The organism is Schwartzia succinivorans DSM 10502, assembly GCF_900129225.1.
Lineage (GTDB): Bacteria > Bacillota > Negativicutes > Selenomonadales > Selenomonadaceae > Schwartzia > Schwartzia succinivorans.
The window spans coordinates 623922-646600 of record NZ_FQUG01000002.1 but is presented as its reverse complement, the minus strand read 5'-3'; the positions used below and the strand labels follow the sequence as shown (position 1 = coordinate 646600).

At 47.9% G+C, this 22679-nt stretch carries 23 protein-coding genes and 1 rRNA gene; 3 read left to right on the top strand and 21 right to left on the bottom strand.

Going from position 1 to position 22679, the window contains the following annotated elements; translation table 11 throughout:
• Positions 1-177: ribosomal RNA gene (locus BUA83_RS02870) — 16S ribosomal RNA — on the bottom strand; the annotation flags it as partial.
• A gap of 319 nt (positions 178-496) precedes the next feature.
• Here BUA83_RS02870 and murQ point away from each other — a divergent pair.
• From murQ to BUA83_RS02855, 3 genes are read left to right on the top strand one after another with little or no spacing between them, the layout of a single operon-like run.
• Positions 497-1414 carry an N-acetylmuramic acid 6-phosphate etherase gene (gene murQ, locus BUA83_RS02865; RefSeq protein WP_072934656.1) on the top strand — a complete coding sequence of 306 codons (918 nt, stop codon included), beginning with the start codon at positions 497-499 and terminating at the stop codon, positions 1412-1414.
• Positions 1411-2784, top strand: a complete 1374-nt coding sequence (locus BUA83_RS02860; RefSeq protein WP_072934655.1) for a PTS transporter subunit EIIC — start codon at positions 1411-1413, stop codon at positions 2782-2784. The genes murQ and BUA83_RS02860 overlap by 4 nt, the downstream gene beginning before the upstream one ends.
• A complete protein-coding gene (locus tag BUA83_RS02855; protein WP_072934654.1) occupies positions 2781-3887 on the top strand; it encodes a DUF871 domain-containing protein in 1107 nt (368 codons plus the stop codon). The genes BUA83_RS02860 and BUA83_RS02855 overlap by 4 nt, the downstream gene beginning before the upstream one ends.
• 50 nt (positions 3888-3937) lie before the next feature.
• Here the strand turns inward: BUA83_RS02855 and BUA83_RS02850 are convergent, their stop codons facing one another.
• From BUA83_RS02850 to BUA83_RS02755, 20 genes are all read right to left on the bottom strand, one after another.
• Positions 3938-5227 (bottom strand): DUF445 domain-containing protein, encoded by a 1290-nt coding sequence (locus tag BUA83_RS02850; RefSeq protein WP_094756417.1) that lies wholly within the window; start codon positions 5225-5227, stop codon positions 3938-3940.
• A complete protein-coding gene (locus BUA83_RS02845) occupies positions 5224-6462 on the bottom strand; it encodes a DUF445 domain-containing protein (protein WP_072934652.1) in 1239 nt (412 codons plus the stop codon). Before BUA83_RS02845 ends, BUA83_RS02850 begins: the two co-directional genes overlap by 4 nt.
• 102 nt (positions 6463-6564) lie before the next feature.
• A complete protein-coding gene (gene ahbB, locus BUA83_RS02840; protein WP_072934651.1) occupies positions 6565-7035 on the bottom strand; it encodes a siroheme decarboxylase subunit beta in 471 nt (156 codons plus the stop codon).
• A 12-nt stretch (positions 7036-7047) separates the two neighbouring features.
• Complete coding sequence (gene ahbA / locus BUA83_RS02835) at positions 7048-7500, bottom strand: siroheme decarboxylase subunit alpha (protein WP_072934650.1); 453 nt, start codon at positions 7498-7500, stop codon at positions 7048-7050.
• A 23-nt stretch (positions 7501-7523) separates the two neighbouring features.
• Positions 7524-8159: a ribosome biogenesis GTP-binding protein YihA/YsxC gene (gene yihA, locus BUA83_RS02830; protein WP_072934649.1), complete on the bottom strand. Its 636-nt coding sequence runs from the start codon at positions 8157-8159 to the stop codon at positions 7524-7526.
• Entirely contained in the window at positions 8156-10486 is a 2331-nt protein-coding gene (gene lon, locus BUA83_RS02825) for an endopeptidase La (RefSeq protein ID WP_072934648.1), read from the bottom strand. Before lon ends, yihA begins: the two co-directional genes overlap by 4 nt.
• 105 nt (positions 10487-10591) lie before the next feature.
• Entirely contained in the window at positions 10592-11845 is a 1254-nt protein-coding gene (gene clpX, locus BUA83_RS02820) for an ATP-dependent Clp protease ATP-binding subunit ClpX (protein ID WP_072934647.1), read from the bottom strand.
• A 32-nt stretch (positions 11846-11877) separates the two neighbouring features.
• Positions 11878-12486: an ATP-dependent Clp endopeptidase proteolytic subunit ClpP gene (clpP, locus tag BUA83_RS02815; protein WP_072934646.1), complete on the bottom strand. Its 609-nt coding sequence runs from the start codon at positions 12484-12486 to the stop codon at positions 11878-11880.
• Between the two features lie 41 nt (positions 12487-12527).
• Positions 12528-13817, bottom strand: coding sequence for a trigger factor (gene tig / locus BUA83_RS02810; RefSeq protein ID WP_072934645.1), 1290 nt, complete (start codon positions 13815-13817; stop codon positions 12528-12530).
• Between the two features lie 253 nt (positions 13818-14070).
• Entirely contained in the window at positions 14071-15411 is a 1341-nt protein-coding gene (locus tag BUA83_RS02805) for an MATE family efflux transporter (RefSeq protein WP_072934644.1), read from the bottom strand.
• A 266-nt stretch (positions 15412-15677) separates the two neighbouring features.
• A complete protein-coding gene (locus tag BUA83_RS02800; protein WP_072934643.1) occupies positions 15678-17417 on the bottom strand; it encodes a Na(+)/H(+) antiporter subunit D in 1740 nt (579 codons plus the stop codon).
• Complete coding sequence (locus BUA83_RS02795; protein ID WP_072934642.1) at positions 17410-17676, bottom strand: hypothetical protein; 267 nt, start codon at positions 17674-17676, stop codon at positions 17410-17412. The genes BUA83_RS02800 and BUA83_RS02795 overlap by 8 nt, the downstream gene beginning before the upstream one ends.
• Positions 17669-19180 carry a monovalent cation/H+ antiporter subunit D family protein gene (locus tag BUA83_RS02790; protein ID WP_072934641.1) on the bottom strand — a complete coding sequence of 504 codons (1512 nt, stop codon included), beginning with the start codon at positions 19178-19180 and terminating at the stop codon, positions 17669-17671. Before BUA83_RS02790 ends, BUA83_RS02795 begins: the two co-directional genes overlap by 8 nt.
• Entirely contained in the window at positions 19177-20676 is a 1500-nt protein-coding gene (locus BUA83_RS02785; RefSeq protein WP_072934640.1) for a complex I subunit 5 family protein, read from the bottom strand. Before BUA83_RS02785 ends, BUA83_RS02790 begins: the two co-directional genes overlap by 4 nt.
• Positions 20673-21047, bottom strand: coding sequence for a sodium:proton antiporter (locus tag BUA83_RS02780; RefSeq protein WP_072934639.1), 375 nt, complete (start codon positions 21045-21047; stop codon positions 20673-20675). Before BUA83_RS02780 ends, BUA83_RS02785 begins: the two co-directional genes overlap by 4 nt.
• Entirely contained in the window at positions 21047-21487 is a 441-nt protein-coding gene (locus BUA83_RS02775; protein ID WP_072934638.1) for an MnhB domain-containing protein, read from the bottom strand. Before BUA83_RS02775 ends, BUA83_RS02780 begins: the two co-directional genes overlap by 1 nt.
• Positions 21484-21789 (bottom strand): hydrogen gas-evolving membrane-bound hydrogenase subunit E, encoded by a 306-nt coding sequence (mbhE, locus tag BUA83_RS02770; protein WP_072934637.1) that lies wholly within the window; start codon positions 21787-21789, stop codon positions 21484-21486. Before mbhE ends, BUA83_RS02775 begins: the two co-directional genes overlap by 4 nt.
• Positions 21789-22031, bottom strand: a complete 243-nt coding sequence (locus BUA83_RS02765; RefSeq protein WP_072934636.1) for a Na(+)/H(+) antiporter subunit B — start codon at positions 22029-22031, stop codon at positions 21789-21791. The genes mbhE and BUA83_RS02765 overlap by 1 nt, the downstream gene beginning before the upstream one ends.
• Positions 22012-22419, bottom strand: a complete 408-nt coding sequence (gene mnhG, locus BUA83_RS02760; RefSeq protein WP_072934635.1) for a monovalent cation/H(+) antiporter subunit G — start codon at positions 22417-22419, stop codon at positions 22012-22014. Before mnhG ends, BUA83_RS02765 begins: the two co-directional genes overlap by 20 nt.
• Positions 22416-22679: an MrpF/PhaF family protein gene (locus BUA83_RS02755; RefSeq protein WP_072934634.1), complete on the bottom strand. Its 264-nt coding sequence runs from the start codon at positions 22677-22679 to the stop codon at positions 22416-22418. The genes mnhG and BUA83_RS02755 overlap by 4 nt, the downstream gene beginning before the upstream one ends.

Here is a 22679-nt window from a genome sequence, read left to right as displayed (position 1 = left end):
GGTATTAGCGGTCCTTTCGGGCCGTTGTCCCCATCCTGAGGGCAGGTTGCCTACGCGTTACTCACCCGTTTGCCACTAGGCTCATCAAAAGCAAGCTTTCAAATCGCCCCGTTCGACTTGCATGTGTTAAGCACGCCGCCAGCGTTCGTCCTGAGCCAGGATCAAACTCTCCAATATACTTATTGAAGAACCTGTTTGGCTCTCTATAATCTTTTGAGTCTAAAGCTTTCGCTTTCCTCTTTAGAAATTGTTGGTTCATGAAGCATTGCTTCATGCCCGACATCTGGCTTGAATCAATAGATGATTCATTTCTGCATTGTTTAGTTTTCAAGGAACACCTTGTGCTTCGTCGTGCCCCGCACGAGTCAGCTTCTATATATTACTCCCACCTCGCCATTATTGTCAAGCACTTTTTTCAAATCTTTTCAACGATTCCTTCGACAAAATTGCAGCAATAGCGTTATAATTATAATTACTACATTAAAGGAGCGGAAATATGTTAGAACTTGATAAACTGGCTACAGAGCGCCGCAACTCTGCCAGCATGGATATTGATTCACTTTCAACACTTGATATGGTACGTCTTATAAACTCTGAAGACAAAAAAACGGTACAGGCTGTCGAAAAGATACTGCCGCAGATTGCACAGGCTATAGATTTGACTGCCAAGGCTCTTTCTGCGGGTGGGCGTTTAATATACGTCGGTGCAGGAACATCAGGACGTCTGGGTGTTCTTGATGCTTCGGAATGTCCCCCCACATTTGGAGTACCGCCAACACTTGTAAGTGGGCTGATTGCCGGTGGACGTGAAGCTATGTTTCAGGCTCAGGAGGGGGCTGAGGATTCCCCTGCGCTTGGCGAGCAGGATTTAAAAAACGCACAGATAACGTCTGCTGATGTTATTGTCGGCATATCAGCTTCCGGCAGAACTCCCTACGTTGTGGGTGCACTCCGCTACGCACGCTCTGTCGGTGCAGCGGCAGTCTCCGTTGCCTGCAGCCCGGATTCCCCCATCGCAGCTCTCGCAGATATTGCATTGACTGCGCTTCCGGGGCCTGAGGTAATTACAGGTTCTACGCGCATGAAGGCCGGAACGACACAAAAACTAATCCTGAATATGCTCTCAACAGGCACTATGATAAAGCTCGGAAAGGTATACGGCAACCTTATGGTCGACGTTGAGGAAACAAATGAAAAACTCGTTGCACGAGCCCACCGCATTGTTGTCGAAGCAACGGGCTGTTCATCAGAAGAAAGCTCTGCTGCACTTTCCAAGGCAAGCGGCAGCGCAAAGCTCGCCATATTCCTTATACTCAGCGGGCTTCCGCTCGAAAACGCAAAAGAAGAACTTGAAAAGGCCGATGGACATCTCGGCCTTGCCCTTAAACAATACAAAAGAGGAGACGCTAAATGAACCCCGATCAAATTGCCAAAGAGATATTCGCCGTTATAGGCTCAAAGGAAAAGATACATTCATCTGAGTGCTGCATGACACGTCTGCGTCTTGAATTAGATTCCTTATCAGACGATAAGCTCGCCGCTCTCAAAAAGATAAATGGTGTGCTCGGTGTGAACCAAACAGAATCTGAGCTTCAGATTATACTCGGCCCGGGACGTGCCGCTGAGGTTACGAAATGTTTTCAGGAGCTTCTTAAGGGGTCTGACTCAAAGGCCTCTGAAACGAAATCAGCACCGTCCTTCGGCGATGGCAGAGAGCTTCATGCGAAAATCCGCGCAAAAAACGCAACACCTGTAAAGCTTTTCTTCAAGCGTGTTGCAGATATTTTTATACCTCTTATTCCCGCGTTCATCGCCTGCGGACTAATTACAGGATCAGTAAATATTCTTCTGAGACTCTTCCCGGAGGCCGCTTCCTATTCTTCAATACTTCTTTTGAAAATTGCAGGAAACACGATTTTTTACGCGCTTAATATCGTTGTTGGCTGGAACGCATCAAAACAGTTCGGCGGAACGCCTGCTCTCGGAGCTGCTCTTGCCGTTCTGATAAGTCATCCCCTTCTTTCATCAGTAACGCTCTTTGATTCTCCTCTTGTCCCCGGGCGCGGCGGTATTATAGCAGTTCTTCTCATTTCTGCGGCTGCCTCATGGCTCGAGAAGCATGTCAGAAAGTTCATTCCTGAAATGCTGGACCTTTTTATGACTCCGCTCATAGTATTCCTCATAGCAGGAACTCTGGCCATTCTTATACTTCAGCCTGTTGGCGGAATCATTGCCGAGGCAATAGGTACAGCTGCATACACCGCAGTAAAAAGCGGCGGAGCTCTGACAGGATTTATCCTCGGCGGGATTTGGCTTCCCTGCGTACTTCTCGGAGTTCATCAGGCATTTACCCCGATTCACGCGGAGCTGCTCTCCCAGACCGGAGTTACAATCCTGCTCCCGATTCTTGCAATGGCCGGAACGGGTCAGGTCGGTGCATGCGCAGCTGTGTACGTCAAAACAAAAAATCATGCACTGAAGAAAACTATTCTTTCTGCTCTTCCGGTCGGCATAATGGGAATTGGTGAACCGCTTATTTACGGTGTAACTCTGCCACTTGTCCGTCCCTTTGTCGGAGCCTGCATTGGTGGTGCCTTCGGCGGTGCTGTTCAGGCCGCATTTACTGTCGGTGCTTCTACGCTCGGACTTTCAGGACTTCCACTTGCCGCGGCAACCGATAACCCCTCTGTATATCTTCTCGGAATTGTGGCTTCCTATATCGCCGGCTTTATCGCAACATGGCTGATTGGCTTTGCAGATCCTGTTGAGGAGGAAGAAAAATGAAAACAGGTATTTCCGTTTACCCGGGACTTAACACACCGTTAAAGGAGAGCATATCACTCATTGAACGCGCAGCCTCCAATGGAATCACACGTCTTTTCACCTCTCTGCAAATTCCGGAAACCGATACCACAGTATTTCGTACAGAGCTTATAGAACTGCTTTCAAAAGCAAAAGAATATCACTTTGATGTCATTGCCGATATTTCCCAGGCATCAACTCTTCTCGGAGAAGATGACATGCATCCCGAAAAACTCTTATCTCTGGGCATAACAACCCTTCGCCTTGATGACGGTTTTTCTCCGCAGTCTGCAACATCGCTTTTGAATGAAGCAAAGGACATCCGTATCCAGTTGAATGCCTCTACGGTTACAAAGGATTTTCTTGAAGAGCTTATGGCTGCAGGAGTTGATATGACACACGTAGATGCCCTGCACAATTACTATCCCCGCGAAAACACCGGTCTTGACACAGATTTTTTCCTTGAGCAGAATGAACTTCTCAGGAGCTTTAATATATCTGTAGGTGCCTTCGTTGCAACAGTTGACCCACCTGACGAACCTTCACCCAAGGAGCGCCGCCGTGCACCGCTTTTCTGTGGTCTTCCGACGCTTGAGGAGGACCGCAGTCTCCCAACAGACCTCGCCATCAGACATCTTGCAGCTCTGGGTATTGACTCTGTTTTCATCGGTGACGGCGAACCAAACAGCAGCGAACTGGCCTCATTGTCGAGCGTAATGCAGAATGATACTCTCACTCTGCACGCCTCCATACTCACCACCGACGAAAAGCTGAAGGCGTTTCTGCAGGAGCCATTTACCACGCGCCGTGATAAGGCCAGAGACGTGCTGCGTGCAGTTGAAAGCCGAGGCAGGATAAAAGAAGAAGGTATTTCAATACGTCCATCTGCTCCTGCTCCACGCCCAATCGGTGCAGTCACGATTGATAACGATAACTACCCCCGCTACACCGGTGAACTGGAAATTGTCAAAAGGACGCTACCCGCTGATTCACGAATAAACGTCATAGCTCAAATAGACCCGGAGGAAATCTTTCTGATTGATTATATAAAACCGGGGCAAAAATTTCGACTCAGATTAGACTAAAAAAGAGGATGTCCAAAAACACGGACATCCTCTTCTCTTTTAAATTACTGTTATTTTACCACTGTCATCACCATAAACAACACACAGCCTATTAAAGCTCCGACAACAGAACCGTTCATACGAATCCACAAAAGATCAGGCTCTATTTTGCTATAAACAATATGATTCAGCTGTTCATCTGTCAAACGCTCCATTACCTCACGAACCACTATACCCCCGATTTCCTGAGCCTTCAGAGCACTGCGCCCCGCCATGTCACGGGCCAGCGCATCCAAAAGAGCCGCAACATGCTCATCTCCCTCCAAAAGATTCCATGCCTTTTCAATCTCGCTGTCAATCACGCTTCTAATAAGCGTTGATACCTCAGAACCGTCGTCATTCAGCATATCACGTGTGCGCTGTCTTAGTATTACAAACAGAGTGTCGACAGTATCATCTATAGGAAGGCGTTTCAAAAGACGTTCGCGTACAGTATCCAGCGTGTTAATCAGGCCTTCATCCTCTGCCGCATCATCCAGTTTTCTGTAAAATACCTCAAGTATCTTATTTGAAGTCTCAGAGCCCTGCTCAGAAGCCTCATCAAGGAAACGTTCCGCCTCCTGCTGAATAATTTCCGTCAGCTCATCAACATTGATGATATTGGATGCCTTGCCCAAAGATACAAAAAGCATTCCCAAAAGCCCTGCGCCCTCAGCCTTTTTTTGCACCATATCATTTATTGCATCATGAAACAATGCCTTTGCTTCATCACTCTCAACCTTTACGCGCAGCCATTTAGCACCACGGGACAAAATTCTTTGATCCCGTCCCTCGTCCTTAAGATAATTCCCGAGCCACGATATTACCACCGGAACGGAAACCGAGGATAATTCATGACGCAAAGCATCAGAAACATCTTTAGAGTATTTTGAAAGATCGACTTCATCCAAAAGCTCTATAATCTTTTTGTATATGAAATCCCCGGACCGTCTTTTGAAATCATTTTCCTCAGCAAGACTTAAAAACAACGCCTTCCAATCGTAGGAATCAACCATCGTTATTAGCCGTCTTGATGTAAAAAATTCCCTTTGCACAAGCTTAACTGCCGCTTCTACAAAATCTCTGCGTCTGCGCGGCAGAATAGCTGTATGATAAGGAAATCCAAAAGGCTTGCGAAACAGCGCAGTAACAGCAAACCAGTCTGCTGCACCACCAACCAGCGCAGCCTCTGCCACAAACAAAAATCCATTGGAAAAAACACTTGCAGGATAAGCACTTTTAATACAAAGTCCAAAAAGGAAAAGAACAAACGCAAAGAGCAGTGTCTTATCTGCCTGATTCCAGTGACTCCACGGCATCATCCACACACCCTTTCAACAGCCTGTCCCAAAAGATACAGCCCCATTCCCACAAACGCACCAACCAGTGAACCGTTTATGCGTATCATCTGTAAATCATCTGCCACCCGTGACTCCGCCATCTCTACCAGCTCTTCGTCGGAAAGCTTTGAAAGCTGTTCTTCTATCATCTGCGATATAAGCATATGCTTTTCCGCAAGCCCTTTTTCAATCATACTCAAAAACCAGCTGTTCACTGTATTACGAAATTCCCGGTCATTAAGCAGCCTGTCAATCCAACCGTCCATGAATTCACGCAGCGCATCCAGTACCTCCGCGAATTTATCTTCAGCGAGAGAATTAACGAGTCCTTCCGCCTGGCCTGCAAAATCAAGATCATCTACTTTCTCATGGAATTTCCTTCGCACATTGTCAAAAAGAGTTTTGTTATCCAATGCAGATGATACCATCTGACCAATCAAATAAATCACCCTGTCTCTTGCTTCACCCTCACCATGCTCCAATGTATTAAGCCAGTCAATGGCATATGAATTCAGAAAATCCAAAAGCTTTTCATCAGTCAGATTGGCCATTTCAAAAACAGTTGACCGGCTGCCGGCCCCTTCCTCGTAGCGTTCCTTTATTAAATGGATATGCGTAAGGATCTCCTGCTGCACAGACTCATCCGTGAAAGTCTCCCTGAGCAGCGGTACAAACGAAGCTGCGATACGTTCGATAAGCACTTCATTTTTTAGTACTTCCAGACTCTCCCGCAAAAAGCCTTCCACATCCAGCCCATCAAGCTCCCGTTTCAGCATTGCTTCCATTGGGTGAACCATTTTCAAAAGCTCTGCGCGTTTCGACGAACATTCAGCGAACTCCCTGACCAATTTCCAGATTCGTTCCCTGCCGCCGCGCTGCGTAAGATATGCGGCAAGCATTTCCGCGAAATCCTGCTTTCTGAGAGTATCCATGATATTTTCCTTACTCAGAAGGTCCTTGCTTATAAAATCTGTTAAAGCCTGCATTATACGCGGTCGATTTCTTACAAGAATCTCAGTGCGGTATGAAATAAAACCAAAAGGTTTTCTGAAAATCGCCGTAACAGCGAACCAGTCCGCAAGACCGCCGATTGCAGCCGCAATAAAACCGTGCTGCAGCATTCCTCCCCAAAAACTGCCGTTTCCAAGCACAGAAGTCACTGCTGCCCCTGCCGCGCAGGCTGCAAGTACTCCTGTTGCCTTATATGAAGTCTGCATAATATACCCCTTCGCTAAAATACTGTCATTACTATTCTAGCACATACAGCAAGAAGGCTCTGCGGTATTTTCCACAGAGCCTCCCAAAAATATCATATAAAATTATTCCGCAAAATATTTCATCGAAGCCTTCTTCCATTCCTTTACCGAATAGAAAAGCCTGCGGCCCGAGAAATGATTTTCCCTTTCAATGCGTTCAGCAATCTCTTCACACTGCTGTCTCGTATGTGCATGGATCATAGTGTAGAAATTATAAGGCCATTCAGGTGTAGTTGTCCGTGTATAGCAGTGGGATACAGCATTTTCAGCACTTATCGTCTTTCCTGCTTCATCCAGCTGATCCTCAGGTACCTGCCAGACACACAACGCATTGGCCTTATAGCCTGCATGACGGTGCTGAAGCACAGCCCCCATCCTCCTGAGGACCCCGCACTCCTTCAGGTCATTAAGGCGATTCAGAAATTCCGTAGTTGAAATTCCGCACTCCTTCGCCATCACACCAAAAGGCTCTGCCGTCATAGGGATTCCTTTTTGAAGGACACGAATAATCTTCTTATCAATCGAATCAATCATCATAACCCCTCCTCAGTCCATATTGAACCGTACCCGTACCTTGTAGGTCTTCTCACTTGGAAGATTCATCAAATCAAGAACTCCCGGAAGCTCACTAATCTTTTTCAGCACATTGTCGCGTTCATCCTCAGACTGTACCTGAAGAGTAAACCAGAGATTGTATTCGCCCTCCCGCTCGTAATTGTGCGTAACACCGTTATAGCGGTTGATGGCATCGGCAACCTCCTGCATTGAGTCTTCCTTTACCTTTACAGCAACAAGAGACCCATGAAAGCCTAACGCGTTCGAGTCGAAAAAAGCGCCGAATCGACGAATGTATCCATCATCGGACAAACGCTTTAAATCTGTAAGGAGTTCCTCCTCCGTCGTTTCCAGCTGCTTGGCCAACACTGCAAACGGACGCTCTGCGATAGGAAGTGCTCCCTGTATTGCATTGAGAACGCGTTTATCATATTGCGTCAACATAATGCTCCACCCCTTTGATAACTTTATTTTATCAAAGAAGTGGCAATCGAGTCAAGTAATTCTGAACGACCTTCATTTTTAAGAGAAGAATAAGGAAGAATATCAAGCTCAGGAACACCCAGAACCTGCTTCATTCGCGCAATCTGCTTCTGTGCAGCGCTGCGGCTTAGCTTGTCTGTCTTTGTGGCTATAACAAGCACCGGCAGTCCGTTCGTCACAAGCCATCGGAACATATCAATGTCCGACTGCATGGGGTCGTGACGGATATCAATGAGCTGACAGACAAACTGAATCGATTCGGAATTCAAAAGATATTCATCAATGAATTTCTTCCATATCTTCCGATTTTCCTTACCTGTCTTTGCATATCCGTATCCCGGGAGGTCAACCAGATAAAAATCGGTTCGCTCCTCACTACCGTCAATTTTCAGTCCCACCTCGAAATAGTTAATGGTCTGAGTCTTGCCGGGCTGACGTGAAACACGCGCAAGATTAGTAACACGTGTAAGAGAATTTATAAGAGAGGACTTTCCTACATTTGACCTTCCGATAAAAACGAACTCCGGGCGCTTGACCTCGGGATACTGCTCCTTTTTTACCGCGGAAGTCAGATATGCTCCCTTAGTAACAACTACGCGTTCCTTTTTCTGTTCCATCATTCACTCACCCACACATGCGTTAAAACCTCATCCATTGTCTCAACAGGATAGAAAGTAAGATGTTTACGGACTGTATCCGGAATATCTTCAATATCCTTCTCGTTCTTTTTCGGCAGGATAATAGTTCGTATTCCCTCGCGATAAGCCGCAAGAACCTTTTCCTTCAGGCCGCCGATAGGCAGAACCCGTCCGCGAAGCGTAATCTCACCGGTCATGGCGATGTCTCCGCGGACCTTCTTATTAGTCAGCGCGGATATCATCGCAGTTGCCATCGTAATACCTGCCGACGGGCCGTCCTTGGGGACAGCGCCTTCGGGAAGATGTACATGGATATCCAGCTTTTCATAGAAATTAGCCGGGAGATTAAGCACCTTTACACGGCTTCTGATATATGAGAGTGCCGCCTTGGCTGACTCCTGCATAACATCACCGAGCTTGCCGGTAAGAATCAGACGACCGCTTCCTTTCAGCACCGCTGCCTCCGTCGGAAGTGTCGTGCCGCCAACCTCAGTCCATGCCATACCCGTTACAAGCCCAACCTGAGGCTCTTTATCTGGTGGAGTGCTGGGATATTTCGGGCGTTCAAGATACTCAGAAAGCTCCGAAGGACGGATATGTACATTCTCTATTCCCTTTTCAACCATACGCCGAGCTGTCTTTCTGCAAAGCTTGCCCAAAAGACGCTCAAGCTCACGGACGCCCGACTCACGGGTATACTCCGTAATGATGCGCTGTATTACCCCTGCTGCCAACGTCAGTGAACCCTCAAGAATACCATTCTCCTTACACTGACGCGGGAAAAGATATTTCTTTCCGATTGCCGCTTTTTCCTGCTCGGTGTAGCTTGAAAGCTCAATAATCTCCATGCGGTCACGGAGAGCACGCGGAATACCACCAAGGTCGTTTGCAGTGACAATCCAGAAAATCTTTGACAAATCAAATGGCAGGTCTATGTAATGGTCCGTAAAAGTATTATTCTGTGCAGGGTCCAGTACTTCAAGCAGTGCTGCTGACGGGTCGCCGTGATAATCAGCCCCCAGCTTATCCACCTCATCAAGCAGAAATACAGGATCATTTGTCCCCACTCTGCGAAGTCCGTCAATAATACGGCCGGGAAGCGCTCCGACATAAGTACGGCGATGCCCCCGAATCTCCGCCTCATCGCGTATACCGCCAAGAGATGCGCGGATAAACTTCCTGCCCATAGCCCTTGCAACAGAGGATGCCAGAGAGGTTTTACCGACACCCGGAGGTCCGACAAGGCATAAAATCGGAGCCTTCACAGCTTCCCCTTCATGCTCCTGCTGCAAAAGCTGCTGTACCGCGAGATGGTCAAGAATACGCTCCTTGACCTTTTTAAGTCCGTAGTGGTCCTCATCCAGCACGCGTGCGGCCTTTTTAATCTGTATGGAAGCATTCGTGCTGATATTCCACGGAAGGTCCAAAAGCCACTCGATATAAGTGCGGATAACACTTGTTTCCGCCGAAAACCGTGATGCTGCCGACAAACGGCCTATTTCCTTCTGAACTGTTTCCACAACAATATCAGGATAATCGCCGTTTGCCAGACGTTCCCGATACTCCTCCGCGTCTGCCTCTTTTCCATCGGCATCTCCAAGCTCCTTGCGGATTTCTTTTATTTTCTCACGCAGATAATATTCCTTCTGCCCCTTCTCAATCTTCTTACGAACACGTCCGCCTATCTTACGCTCAAGATCCAAAACCTCAAGCTCATGATCCAGAAGAAGATACAGCTCCTCAAGGCGCTCACGTACATCAATTTTATCAATGAGTGCCTGCTTATCATCCATCTTGAGATTCAGATGGGCCGCAATCATATCCGCAAGTCTTCCTGCATCATCAAGAATAGCTACAGAAATCAACGCCTCGGCAGGAATTCGGTGAGTAATCTTTACCCATTCCTCAAACTTCGTGACGACACTCCTTGTAAGTGCCTCCATCTCCATCGAATTATCAATTTCATCCGTACAGCACTCAACTGTCGCCGAATCATATTCAGCCAGCTTACGGATTCCTGTAAGCTTTGCGCGCTGCTTTCCCTCGACCAGAACCCTGAATGCACCGTCCGGCATCTTGAGAATCTGACGAACCTCCGCAACCGTACCCACAGAATACAGCTCAGACCTCGTCGGCCATTCAGTAGCCTCATCCTTCTGCGCGCAAAGGAAAATCTGACGGTCATCCGCCATAGCACGTTCCAAAGCAGCTGCCGAGCGCTTGCGTCCGGCATCCAGATGAATCAGCATATACGGAAAAACGACCATTCCGCGCAACGGCAAAAGAGGTATCTTCCGCTTCTCAGGCATATAAAAACTCCTTTCACAGCAAAACGCTGGTATCTACAGAAATAAACTCTATTTCTTTGAAAAAAAGGGCGCTGTTTGGTAAACAGCGCTCATAAAATTCCACACTCAGGCAGAAACTGCCTTGCCACCCCGTGTATGACGGGCTTTACTCTTGTCTATAGTAAGAACCGGATCCCGATGCTCACTGACAACCTCCTTCGTCACACGGCAGAGCGTTACTCCGTCGATGGAAGGAATTTCAAACATAACATTACGCATAAGATCCTCTATAACGGCGCGAAGTCCCCTTGCACCGGTCTTATGCTTCATGACCTCTTTTGCTATCAGGTGCAGCGCATCATCATCAAACTGAAGCTTGACTCCGTCATAATCCATCAGCTTCTGATACTGCTTTGTAAGGGCATTCTTCGGCTCCGTCAGAATGCGTACAAGCGCATCCTCCTCAAGAGAATCCAGTGTCACAACTATAGGAAGGCGTCCAATAAACTCCGGTATCAGACCGCTTTTCAGAAGGTCCTCCGGAATAACCTCGCGCAGCGTCTCCCCGACATTGCGCTCCGTCTTCGATTTTACCTCTGCACCAAAGCCCAGGGATTTGTGACCAAGACGTTCCTCAATAATCTTTTCAATGCCCGCAAAAGCACCTCCGCAGATAAAGAGGATATTCGTCGTATCAATCTGTATAAGCTCCTGATGTGGATGCTTGCGTCCTCCCTGAGGCGGAACAGACGCAACAGTACCCTCAAGAATCTTCAAAAGAGCCTGCTGTACACCCTCACCCGAAACATCACGGGTAATAGAAGTATTCTCACTCTTACGCGCGATTTTATCAATCTCGTCAATGTAGACAATACCCTTCTGGGCCATATCCACATCATAATCTGCAGCCTGAATCAGCTTCAGCAGGATATTCTCAACATCCTCACCGACATAGCCGGCCTCAGTAAGAGATGTAGCATCTGCCATAGCAAAGGGAACATTCAGAATCCTTGCCAGCGTCTGAGCCAAAAGCGTTTTACCGCTTCCTGTCGGCCCCAGCATCAGAATGTTCGACTTCGTAAGCTCGACATCGTCCTTATGCTGAGCAGCGTTGATACGCTTGTAGTGATTGTATACAGCCACTGAAAGCGCCTTTTTCGCTGCATCCTGCCCGATTACATATTCATCAAGAATACGGCAGATATCCTTTGGCTTTGGGATATCCTTCAGTCCGTACTCCTTCTCGTCCTCGAACTCATCTTCAAGAATCTCTCTGCAGAGCTCAATGCATTCGTCACAGATATAGACCTGCGGACCTGCAATAAGCTTTCGTACCTGCTCCTGCGTTTTGCCGCAGAATGAGCACTTAAGTTCTGCCATTGCTTATCCTCCGAAAAAACAAGCCGGCTCAATCAGTCCTTAGACTTTTTAGTCTGTGGGCGTGCCGTAATGACCTCATCAATCAGACCGTATGCCTTAGCTTCCTCCGCACTCATGAAATTATCCCGCTCGGTATCTTTCATAATCGTCTCGCGGTCTTTTCCTGTTGCGTTCATAAGGATATCATTGCCAATCTCGCGCAGACGTTTTATCTCCTGCGCCTGAATCTGAATATCCGTAGACTGCCCCTGCGCTCCTCCGTGCGGCTGATGAATCATAATACGGGAAAGAGGAAGCGCAAAACGCTTGCCCTTCGCACCTGCCGCCAAAAGGAGAGAACCCATGCTGGCTGCCTGACCGATACAGATGGTCGAGACATCCGGCTTGATGTACTGCATAGTATCGTAAATAGCAAGCCCTGCCGTTACAACACCGCCCGGACTGTTGATATAAAGATGAATATCCTTGTCCGGATCCTCCGACTCAAGAAACAACAGCTGCGCAACGACAACATTGGCAACGTCATCGTCAATTGCGCCGCCGATAAAAACGATACGATCCTTAAGGAGACGCGAATAAATATCATACGCGCGCTCCCCGCGGCTCGAACGCTCTACTACCATAGGAATACTGTAACTCATGATTGTATCACTCCAAAAGGAATCCACTACAAAACACGGAATCAGTCAGCAAGGCTGTCTACGATGAGCTTAGCCGTCTTACGGCGCATAACCGTAACAGCGAGATCACCGAGGCGTCCCTGCTGCTGGACAATCTTCTTAACCTGTGCAGGCTGAGCACCGTACATCTGAGCCATCATAGCAATCTCAGCGTCAATATCGGCAGCCTCTACCTTGAGACCTTCAGCCTTTGCGACAGCCTCAAGCATGAGGTCGGTACGGACATTCTTCTCAGCCGTCTCGCGATACTCTTCGCGGAGCTTGTTGATATCAGAACCGGAGTACTTGAGGTACTGCTCGAACTGCATACCCTGCTGCTCAAGGCGCATAGCCATCTCACGGATCATCTGCTCAACGCGGTCATCAACCATAGCCGGCGGAATCGTAACCGTGATATTCTGGGATGCCTGCTCGATAGCAGCAGCACTGCGCTCGTTAGTAGCCTTCGTCTCAGCAGCCTTCTCCATCTTCTCACGGACATCCTTCTTGAGTTCGTCAACCGTCTTCAGTGCGCTGACGGATTTTACGAAATCATCATCGAGAGCCGGAAGCTCTTTATGTTTAATCTTGTTGACAGTGCATTTGAAAACTGCGTCCTTATCAGCAAGCTTCTTCTCATGATATTCCTCAGGGAAGCGAACCTTAACCTCGACCTCTTTGCCGATTTCAGCACCTATAAGCTGATCCTCGAAGCCCGGGATGAAGCTGCCGGAACCAATCTGCAGAGGATAGTCCTTACCCTCGCCGCCTTCGAAAGCTTCTCCGTCAACAAAGCCCTTGAAATCAAGAGTGATAAGGTCTTTGTCTGCAACCTTTGCATCAGCCGGAGCATCTACCATCGTAGCCTTGCGGTCACGGAGCTGCTCGATATGCTTCTCGACCTGCTCATCCGTTACCTCTTCGACCTTCTTCTCAATCTTGAGGCCCTTGTACTCGCCCAGCTTAACCTCCGGCTTCGGTGTAACCGTCGCCTTGAAAACGAGGTCCTTGCCTTCTTCGCAGGTAACACGCTCGAACTGCGGATATACAGCCAGCTCAATGTTCTCTTCCTTCAGAGCTTCATTGAAGACCTTCGGTCCATACTGCTCATAAGCCTCATCAAGAACAGTCTCTTTGCCGACATGCTGCTCGATAAGACGGCGCGGAGCCTTGCCGCGGCGGAAACCCGGAATATTCACCTGGTTCGCGATACGTTTTACAGCCTGGTTGATAGCCTTCTCCCAGTCTTCAGCCGGAACCTCGATTGTTAAAACAACCTGCTGGTTGTCTGCATTTTCTTTTGTAACCTTCATTGTCTGAAATGACCTCCTGTTTTTCTTTTATCTTTGAAGCACATTGCCTCTCAGACCTCTAATACGCCATACTAAAGAATGATACCATAAAAATGGTTAAATGACAAGATTTTACAGCAACATGAAGGCTTTTGCTTCCTACTCTTATGCCCATTTTCTTTTCTATTCCTAATCTTAGAAAAAAATAAAACATAAGATACTGCATCTCTCAAGTCGGCAAATTTTAGGCTGCTTCATGTCTGCCCCTTCATTCTTACTCCCACCAGGCGTATCCGTACCGGGCGCGGTTCTTCATGAAGAAATAGCCTGTCAAAGCCAGTGCCATTATTTCCGCCAATACGATTGCAAGCCATATGCCATCCGAGCCAAGCAGCATTGGCAGAAACAGTACCGCAGACGATTCGCACAAAAGCGTGCGGCCGCATGCCACTACAGCGGATGTCATTCCGTTATTGAGTGCTGTAAAAAAGGCCGAGCCGAAGATATTAAATCCGCAGAGAAGGAACGCGAAGGAATACAGGCGAAATCCATGGGCAGTGAGTTCCAGAAGGTCTATATCATAGCTGACAAAAATTATTGCCATAGGATACGCCAAAGTCTCAGCCAGAACGGTAATGATTACCCCGGATGCCCCAATGACAAAAAGGCTCTTTCGCAGGACACTGCGCACCTCCATGTGATTCTTCGCTCCGTAGTGATAGCTTATGACAGGGGAAATTCCCATAGAATATCCTATAAAGAGTGCCATGAACAAGAAATCCACATACATTATGATGCCATATGCCGCCACACCGTTTTCTCCTGCAATCGCAATGAGCTGGAAGTTGTACAGAATGCTGACGAAGGACATGGATACGCTGGAAACGAATTCGCTTACTCCGTTGGATGCTGCTCTCAGTAATGGCTTAAAAGCGGCATAAGGTTTACCGAGCCGAAGTGTTCCCCCGTTTGGCATAACAAAATAAACCAGCGGAATAAGTCCTCCAACAGTCTCGCTTATGCAGGTAGCAAGCGCCGCTCCGGTCACACCCATTGAAAGGTATCCGACGAGGAATGCGTCAAGAAGCATATTTGTACAGCCCGCGGCAAGTGTCGTATAAAATCCGAGCTTCGGACGTTCCGCGACGACAAGATAATCCTGAAATGAAATCTGCAGCATAAACAACGTAAGAGAAAACAGCACTATACGCCCGTACATTACGCAGTACGGCAGCATTTCCTCCGATGCCCCAAGCATCCGGGACACCTCCGGTAGAAATACAAACCCCAGCACCGTGAAAATAATTCCGACAGCAGCAAGCACGTAAACGAGAAATGAAAAAATCCCATTTGCACGTTCTTTTTCTCCCCTGCCCAAAAGCATCGCAACGAGGGCGCTGCCTCCAGTTCCAAACATGAATCCAACTGTTGCCAGCAGCATCAAAAAAGGCATAATAAGATTAACCGCCGCGAAAGGAATCGTGCCGACATAGTTCGATATGAAAAAACCGTCCACAACGCCGTATATTGATGTGAATATCATCATCATAACGGACGGCAGTGTAAAACGCAGCAGTTTTTTATATGTAAAATGATCTGAAAGCTTTATCTGCATACTTATCTCCTTTTGGAACTATAACGCCTTCGTTCCAATTTTGCCGCAGGCAAAATTTCCTCTGTCGGCGTTTTGCTCAAGAGCACTAGCTCCGCGTCGCGCGAGGCGGGAGATATGCTCGCTGCCTGTTATTTGTCACAGCCCCCACTTATAGAAGCGGGAGACATCTTTTGCCGAGTTATAGCTGCAAATGTTACTTAAATTCTCTGTATTTAACATGAAAAACAGAACGCCCCGCATTTATGCGAGGCGTTCGTTGTTTCAAATCACAAGCTTGTTCTGAAATAGAATATGCATATAAAGAGCACTGTCAGGATGATCATGATAGTGTCTGCAATGCTTGTCCTGTAGTTGTCAGGGCTGTAATGCTTTTTCTGATAAAATGGTTTTGCGTCAAGGAACTGCATAGGATTTGCCATGAGGAACATAGACTGACGTACGCCCACTCCCCACGCGTGTCCCAAGCCACGGCAGAGGCCGAAGCAAAGGCATGCAATACCTGTAAACACCGCCTTAAGCGGACGGCGGTATACCCAGTCAGTATCAAGAGATTCCGCAGTATGCGGTTCCATACGGGGCAGGAACATCAGGAACGGAATAACTGCTATGCAGCACATTATTACCTGATTTGCTACGTGCCCGACGGTATATGGCACATATCCCACAGGACCGAAGGGCAGGAACTGATAAAGCGTAATCTCAGGGAACAGACCGATTACCGTGCAAAGCCCTGCACCGATAACCATGGCAACACTCATATTGCTTTCAATCCCGCGCTTTTCAGGCGCCATTCCCTTGTCTGGACGCAGGAAGATAAAATAAAGCATCTTAAAGCATATAGAAAGAAGCGTACCGATACTTGCAAGCTCAAGCAGAAGAGCAACTATTCCCAGGTGTGCTTCCTCTGCCGCCGTCACAGTAATCATCTTGCTGACGAAGCCGTTAAAGAGCGGTACTCCTGAGATAGAAAACGCGCCAATAGCAAAGCATACAAACACCAAAGGATATCTTTTTGCCATGCCTCCGAGCTCATTTATTTTCCTGACACCCGTCGCGTATATCAGTGCATTGCAGCACATAAAGAGCAGCGACTTATACAGGATATGGCTGAAAGCATGTGCCGTAGCACCGTTCATACTCATCATCGTACCGATGCCGACGCCTGCTACCATATATCCGACCTGGCTCACGATATGATAGCTCAAAAGCTTTATCATGTCGTTTTCCATGACAGCATAGCTTGCTCCGTACAGTGCCATCAGCACACCAAATCCGATGAGGAGCTCCGTACCTCCGAATACACGAAGCAGAGCATATACAGCAACCTTCGTCGTGCAGCTGCTCATGAACACGCTGCCTGTAAGGGTTGCCGCAGGATATCCGTCGGTAAGCCATGCGTGAAGAGGAACAACCGCCGCATTAATGCAGAAACCGATAAGTATTGTCCAGAAGGCTGCATCATGCGGCCCTGCCACAAGGTTCTGCACAATAAACTCGCCCTGCACAAGCTTCATTATTACACCGAAGAGTACACAGTTTCCGGAAAGGGTATGCACCAAAATATATCGCATTCCTGCCGCACGGCTTGTCGGCCTGGGATCATTCCAAATCAGGAAAACCGAGGACACCGCCTCAAGCTCCCAGAAGAACAGGAAGGTAATCCAGTCGTGTGCAAGCACAACTCCGACAGACGAACCGACGTACGCCATAGAGCACAGTGCCTCGATAGCGCTTTTGTTGTGACAGCTGTATATGGCACCCACTGCACCAAGTATGCAGAATATCGCACCAAAAATCCAGCTGAGCTTATCAACGTAGAGATAATGAATCGTATAATCCGAAAGAAAAGTAAACGAAAGGTCTGTCCCAAGGGAAATATTAAGCATACTTCCCACCGCAAGGAACGGGCAGCAAGCCAGAATCATTTTCCGCGCCTTTTCACCGCACAAGGATGCAAAAAAACCGACAAGAATGAAAATCAGACCTGGATGAACATTCTCAAGCATCGGTATCATCGCCTCCTTCCTCGTAATAATTCTCGCTGCGCTGCAGGAGCGGAGTCATAATCAGCTTCGCCAAAATTATAAGTACCCAGCAGCCAACAAACGAGAAAACAATCATCATACCGGGACGTTCCAGGATATTTTCTGCGTCGCTTTCATATACCCCGCAGGAAGAAGCAATCCCGAACACTATAAGTCCGAGTACAAGGAACAGGAGCATTACCTTATTGCGCTTTTTGGAGTCACCGATAAGGTCAATCACTCCAACCACCTCCCCATCCGGCTGTTATAGCAGATGAAGCCATTTCCGCCAGCCTGTAGAAATCAGGTGGGAACAGCTCCGGATTTACACCGAGAAGTACCGCAAGAATAGCCGTAAAACAGATTGGTATAAGCATGCAGTAGCTTATGAGGCCGTACCTGCGAGGATCATTTACAGGCTCAGGCCTGAAGAATGCCATTCGCACCACCGGCATTAAATATGCCATAGCCAAAAGTGCCGATGCTACCCACACCGCAACGAATAGCGGCTTTCCTGCCTGAATCGCGCCCATGGCAAGATTCCATTTACTGATAAAGCCAATGATAAACGGAGTACCCGCTATACCGAGGGACGCGACAGCAAAGGCACCCATTGTGACAGGCATCTTGTGTCCTATTCCGTTCATCTCGCTTATGTTGTGAAGATGCGTTCGGACGATTATACATCCGGCGCACATAAAGAGCGTAATCTTCATGACCGCGTGAGCCACGAGATGCAGATACGCTCCCTTAAATGCCAGCGGAGTCAAAAGCGCGCCGCCCAGCACGATATAGCTGAGCTGTCCGATTGTGGAAAACGCAAGACGGCGTTTAAGATTATCCTGACGAAGCGCTATAAACGAGCTTGCAATAATTGTAATAACCGCCGCCCATGCAAGCACATCTGCAATACCAAGCTGTGAAAGAAGCTTTGGTCCGAAAACAAAGCCAAGAACACGAAGTACTGCAAAGGCACCCGTCTTAACGACAGCCACCGCATGAAGAAGCGCACTGACAGGAGTCGGCGCAACCATTGCAGCAGGCAGCCAGCCGTGAAGCGGCATTACAGCAGCCTTAACTGAGCCGGCCATAATCATAAGCACAAAGAGCAGCTGAAGTACCCACGGCGATGCCATATCAAGAGAAAGGAATCCGCCTGCACGGAAATCCATCGTTCCTGAAATGCAATAGACACCGACAGTTCCTGCAAGGAAAAGCTGTCCTGATACAAGAGTATATGCCAGATACTTTCTCGACGCCAGCAGAGCCTCCTGATCACGCTCGTGAAGCACCAGCGGATAGCTTGAAATTGTCAGAATCTCGTAGAAAATGAAGAACGTCAGAAGATTCGAAGCCATGGCGATACCCATGGTAGAACCCATACAGAGTGCGAATGCCGCGAAATAACCTGTCTGCATCGCCTCATGGTTGTTTCTCATATACCCGATACTGTAAAAGTTAATCGGCATCCAAAGAAGCGCCGCAAGAGCCGCAAATATCATGCCTGCAGGATCCACACGCATCGTAAGCCCTATCGTATCCGTCAGGTAAAAGAGCGTGTACTCGTAGGTCACTCCATCAAGAACACCACCGGCCATACTGATTACAAGACCAAACATTATGACCGAAGCAACCGTACTCCACATCTCACGGACATTAGGATATTTATGGCTGACCGAAACCAGAAGGGCCGCCAGAAACGCTGTTCCTATCGCAAGGAAAGGACGAGGATCTATTTCTGTCATTTCAAGAGCACCTCCGGTAATCCGACTTCAACGATATTCGTAACAAGCGAGCTGCTGTAAATACCCAGAATCAGAATCGCAAGCCCTGTCACACCGATTGGAATAACCATGCTCAAAGGCATTCCAAGCTTTGTCTCAGGGTCATGTATTTCCGTCAGGGACGCCTCTCTCTGTACGAACATCTGCTCAACAATACGAACGTAATAAATGGCGTTCAAAAGCGAGCTCACAACGAGAACCGCAATAAAGATATACTGCTGTCCCTCGAAGGCACCGAGCATCAGATACCACTTACTGAAGAAGCCGCAGGTCGGCGGAATACCAATCATCGAAAGCACCGCCAGAACCGTCGCTATACTCGACACAGGCATCTTCTTGTTGAGTCCGCCAAGGCGGTACAAATTAACCTCGCCGAAACGGTATGCAATACCGCCGACGACAAGGAAAAGACTTGACTTCATAAATGCGTGGTTTATGAGGTGCAGTACCGCACCGATAAACCCGTAGATATTTCCCATAGCCATGCCCACTGCTATGTATCCGAGCTGTGCCACTGAGGAATACGCAAGCATTCGGCGGAAATCATACTGGGCAAGTGCCATTACCGAACCGATAAGAATTCCGCAGATACCCATGATACCAAGGACGTTCATGAGAGCACCCATGACCGTGTTGTGTATTCCGAACACATAAAAGAAATACCTGAGCATTGCGTATGCCGGAACCTTACTCATGCAGCCTGAGATAAAGCCTGCCGCCCCGGGATGGGAAAAAGTATAAGAATCCGGCTGCCAGCCGTGCAGCGGGAAAAGCGCCATCTTTATGCCGAAGGCAATCAAAAAGCACGCCACAACAAACGCGAAAAGCGGCGTATTGACAAAAGGCTGAATCCTCTCGCTGATATCCGCCATATTAAGCGAACCTGTCATCGCGTACAGATATCCAATACCGATAAGGTACAGCGAAGCGCCTATCGTACCCACCAAAAGATACCTGAACGCCGCCAACATAGACTTATGACCGCCCAGTGCGATAAGGCCGTAACCTGAAAGTGACATGATTTCAAGATAAACATACATGTTGAAAACGTCGCCCGTTACCGTCATACCGCAAAGTCCCACGGTCAAAAGCCCGTACAGCGTAAAATAACCGCCATAATGCAGCCAGTCCTCATTTTCAAGAAAAGGCTTGCTGTAAAAGCTGATAACGAAAGCCAAAAACGTTATCATGCAGGCAACGGCAGTATTTAGCGGATCAACGACAAACTCAATACCGATAGGAGGTGCCCAGTTGCCCATCCAATAATGAACGGATTTTGTTCCTTCAGCCAAAACATGCCTCATCGTGACAAGGGAACTGATGAGTGCTCCAAAAAGAGCCAGCTGAACGACATAGGCTCCAAGCTTTCTGTGAATCCGGCTGAATGCCAGACAAAGAAGCGAGGCAGAAAGCGGAAGCAGAACGATGAATACCGGACTATGCAGCGCCAGACTCATTTGCTCGCCCTCCTTAAGACCTCGCGCTCTTCAACGGATCCGTAAATTTCCTTAATCCGCATAAGGAGTGCAATTGCTACACCCGTAGTACCCATACTGACAACAATTGCAGTCAGCATCAGAGCGTGCGGCAGAGGATTTATATAGCTTGCAGGATCTACATTCCCCGGAACAAGAATAGGAATCATTCCGCCTTCCTTCTGAGCGAAACACAGATAGAAGAAAATAACGGCGACCTGCATGACATTCATTGCCATGAGCTTTTTCAAATAATTCTTCGCCAGAACCATACCGTAAACACCCAGGAAAAACAGAATCATAACAAGGGTGTAGATTCCGCGTCTTGCAAGAAACTCATTCAATGCATCCATCAGTCTTCACTCCTTCTTACGACAGCATCCATGATGTTCAGTATCGTCATCATAACGCAGATGGTAACACCCGTCTCAATCATGAGAATACCAAGCGCATGAAGTTCGTGTGTTTCTTCCATAGCAACCGGAAGGAAGCTGTAGTCGAGAAACTTACCGCCGCCTGCCAGTGTCAGCCATCCTGCAAGAGTGTAGATAAATGTTCCACACCCGGCAAGGGCAAGTGAATTTTTGAGCCTGATGTTGAAAATCCCGGAATCCTCTCCGAGGATAAGCCTGGCGAGAATAATACCAAAGCCCATTACAACACCCGCCTGAAATCCGCCTCCCGGCGAAGACTCACCGAGAATAAGAACGTACACGGCATAAACAAGAGAAAAGGGAACAAGAATACGAAAAGCAGTGTTCAGAAGCATGCCGCCGAACGGATCCTTCATCATTCGTAATCATCCTCCTTCTCGGGACGGCGTCCCATGGTGGACTTACTCAAAATCAGCACTGCAGTGAGCCCGGAAAGATACATAACCGTTGTCTCCCACATCGTATCAAAGCCTCGATAGTCAGCGAGAGTTCCCGTTACAATGTTAGGAGAGCCGGTATCCAGTTCACTCTGTGCAATATATACAGGAGAAATATGCTGGTTCGGTGCACTGTCCTCATCACCGATTGCCGGCAGAAAAAGTACACTGCTGCAAAAAAGTCCTGTAAGAAGTGCCAGAACCGTAACAACAAAACCACGCATTACTTACACCACCTGTCTATTTTCTTTAGAGCGATTACATAAAAGATTGTAGAAACAGTTCCTACGACAACCTCTGTAAACGCCACATCCGGTGACCCCATCATGAGGTAAAGCAGAACAGCGCCAAAGCTGAACGCACAGTATATCATGACAGCGCTCAAAAGGTCGCGTTCATAGATGATACATCCCGTAATCAAAATCAGAAACACAAGAAGAATTGCCTCAACCGTGTAAATCTGCATTTGCCTGTGCCTCCTTTTCCTCTGCCGTCGCAATCGATGAAGTCGGCTCCGTAGAAAGCTCATGCTGCACAGCCTGCTTCTTGGTCCATACCGGATGCCCTGTTTTATATGCGGCCTTGGCCAAAATATGGGAACCGATTGGATTGCCAAGGAAAACAAACACAGCAATTATAAAAATCTTCGCGGACACATTTGAAAAACCGTTAAAAACCATAAGTCCAAGAAAAACAAGAAGCGTACCCAGCGTCTCACTGTTGCCCGACGCATGGACTCTGCTGTAGTAATCAGGCAGCCTGAGCATACCAACCATAGAACCGATGAGGAAAACCAGCCCCGCCCCCATCAGGAGACAGGCAATGATTTCCTGCCCATTAAAACCGAAAATCATAACTTCTTCCCCCCAAGATACTTCGCAAGAACGACAGAACCCAAGCAACCCATCATAGCATAAGCCATAGCAAGGTCTACATACATTCCCGGCTGTTTATCCAAAAAACCGAAAAGCACAATAAGCAGAATCGTATCTGCCGTAATGACACCCAGCCCGTTCATGCGGTCAAAAATCGTAGGACCCTGAAAAAGACGCTGCAGCATAAGTCCGATAGTCATAATCAACGCCGCCATTATGACAAGGAAAAAAATCTGCAT

Coding starts and splice junctions, on each gene's coding strand:
- murQ (WP_072934656.1), top strand. CDS start 497: ATGTTAGAACTTGATAAACTGGCTACAGAGCGCCGCAACTCTGCCAGC.
- BUA83_RS02860 (WP_072934655.1), top strand. CDS start 1,411: ATGAACCCCGATCAAATTGCCAAAGAGATATTCGCCGTTATAGGCTCA.
- BUA83_RS02855 (WP_072934654.1), top strand. CDS start 2,781: ATGAAAACAGGTATTTCCGTTTACCCGGGACTTAACACACCGTTAAAG.
- BUA83_RS02850 (WP_094756417.1), bottom strand. CDS start 5,227: ATGATGCCGTGGAGTCACTGGAATCAGGCAGATAAGACACTGCTCTTT.
- BUA83_RS02845 (WP_072934652.1), bottom strand. CDS start 6,462: ATGCAGACTTCATATAAGGCAACAGGAGTACTTGCAGCCTGCGCGGCA.
- ahbB (WP_072934651.1), bottom strand. CDS start 7,035: ATGATTGATTCGATTGATAAGAAGATTATTCGTGTCCTTCAAAAAGGA.
- ahbA (WP_072934650.1), bottom strand. CDS start 7,500: ATGTTGACGCAATATGATAAACGCGTTCTCAATGCAATACAGGGAGCA.
- yihA (WP_072934649.1), bottom strand. CDS start 8,159: ATGATGGAACAGAAAAAGGAACGCGTAGTTGTTACTAAGGGAGCATAT.
- lon (WP_072934648.1), bottom strand. CDS start 10,486: ATGCCTGAGAAGCGGAAGATACCTCTTTTGCCGTTGCGCGGAATGGTC.
- clpX (WP_072934647.1), bottom strand. CDS start 11,845: ATGGCAGAACTTAAGTGCTCATTCTGCGGCAAAACGCAGGAGCAGGTA.
- clpP (WP_072934646.1), bottom strand. CDS start 12,486: ATGAGTTACAGTATTCCTATGGTAGTAGAGCGTTCGAGCCGCGGGGAG.
- tig (WP_072934645.1), bottom strand. CDS start 13,817: ATGAAGGTTACAAAAGAAAATGCAGACAACCAGCAGGTTGTTTTAACA.
- BUA83_RS02805 (WP_072934644.1), bottom strand. CDS start 15,411: ATGCAGATAAAGCTTTCAGATCATTTTACATATAAAAAACTGCTGCGT.
- BUA83_RS02800 (WP_072934643.1), bottom strand. CDS start 17,417: ATGCTTGAGAATGTTCATCCAGGTCTGATTTTCATTCTTGTCGGTTTT.
- BUA83_RS02790 (WP_072934641.1), bottom strand. CDS start 19,180: ATGACAGAAATAGATCCTCGTCCTTTCCTTGCGATAGGAACAGCGTTT.
- BUA83_RS02785 (WP_072934640.1), bottom strand. CDS start 20,676: ATGAGTCTGGCGCTGCATAGTCCGGTATTCATCGTTCTGCTTCCGCTT.
- BUA83_RS02780 (WP_072934639.1), bottom strand. CDS start 21,047: ATGGATGCATTGAATGAGTTTCTTGCAAGACGCGGAATCTACACCCTT.
- BUA83_RS02775 (WP_072934638.1), bottom strand. CDS start 21,487: ATGATGAAGGATCCGTTCGGCGGCATGCTTCTGAACACTGCTTTTCGT.
- mbhE (WP_072934637.1), bottom strand. CDS start 21,789: ATGCGTGGTTTTGTTGTTACGGTTCTGGCACTTCTTACAGGACTTTTT.
- BUA83_RS02765 (WP_072934636.1), bottom strand. CDS start 22,031: ATGCAGATTTACACGGTTGAGGCAATTCTTCTTGTGTTTCTGATTTTG.
- mnhG (WP_072934635.1), bottom strand. CDS start 22,419: ATGATTTTCGGTTTTAATGGGCAGGAAATCATTGCCTGTCTCCTGATG.
- BUA83_RS02755 (WP_072934634.1), bottom strand. CDS start 22,679: ATGCAGATTTTTTTCCTTGTCATAATGGCGGCGTTGATTATGACTATC.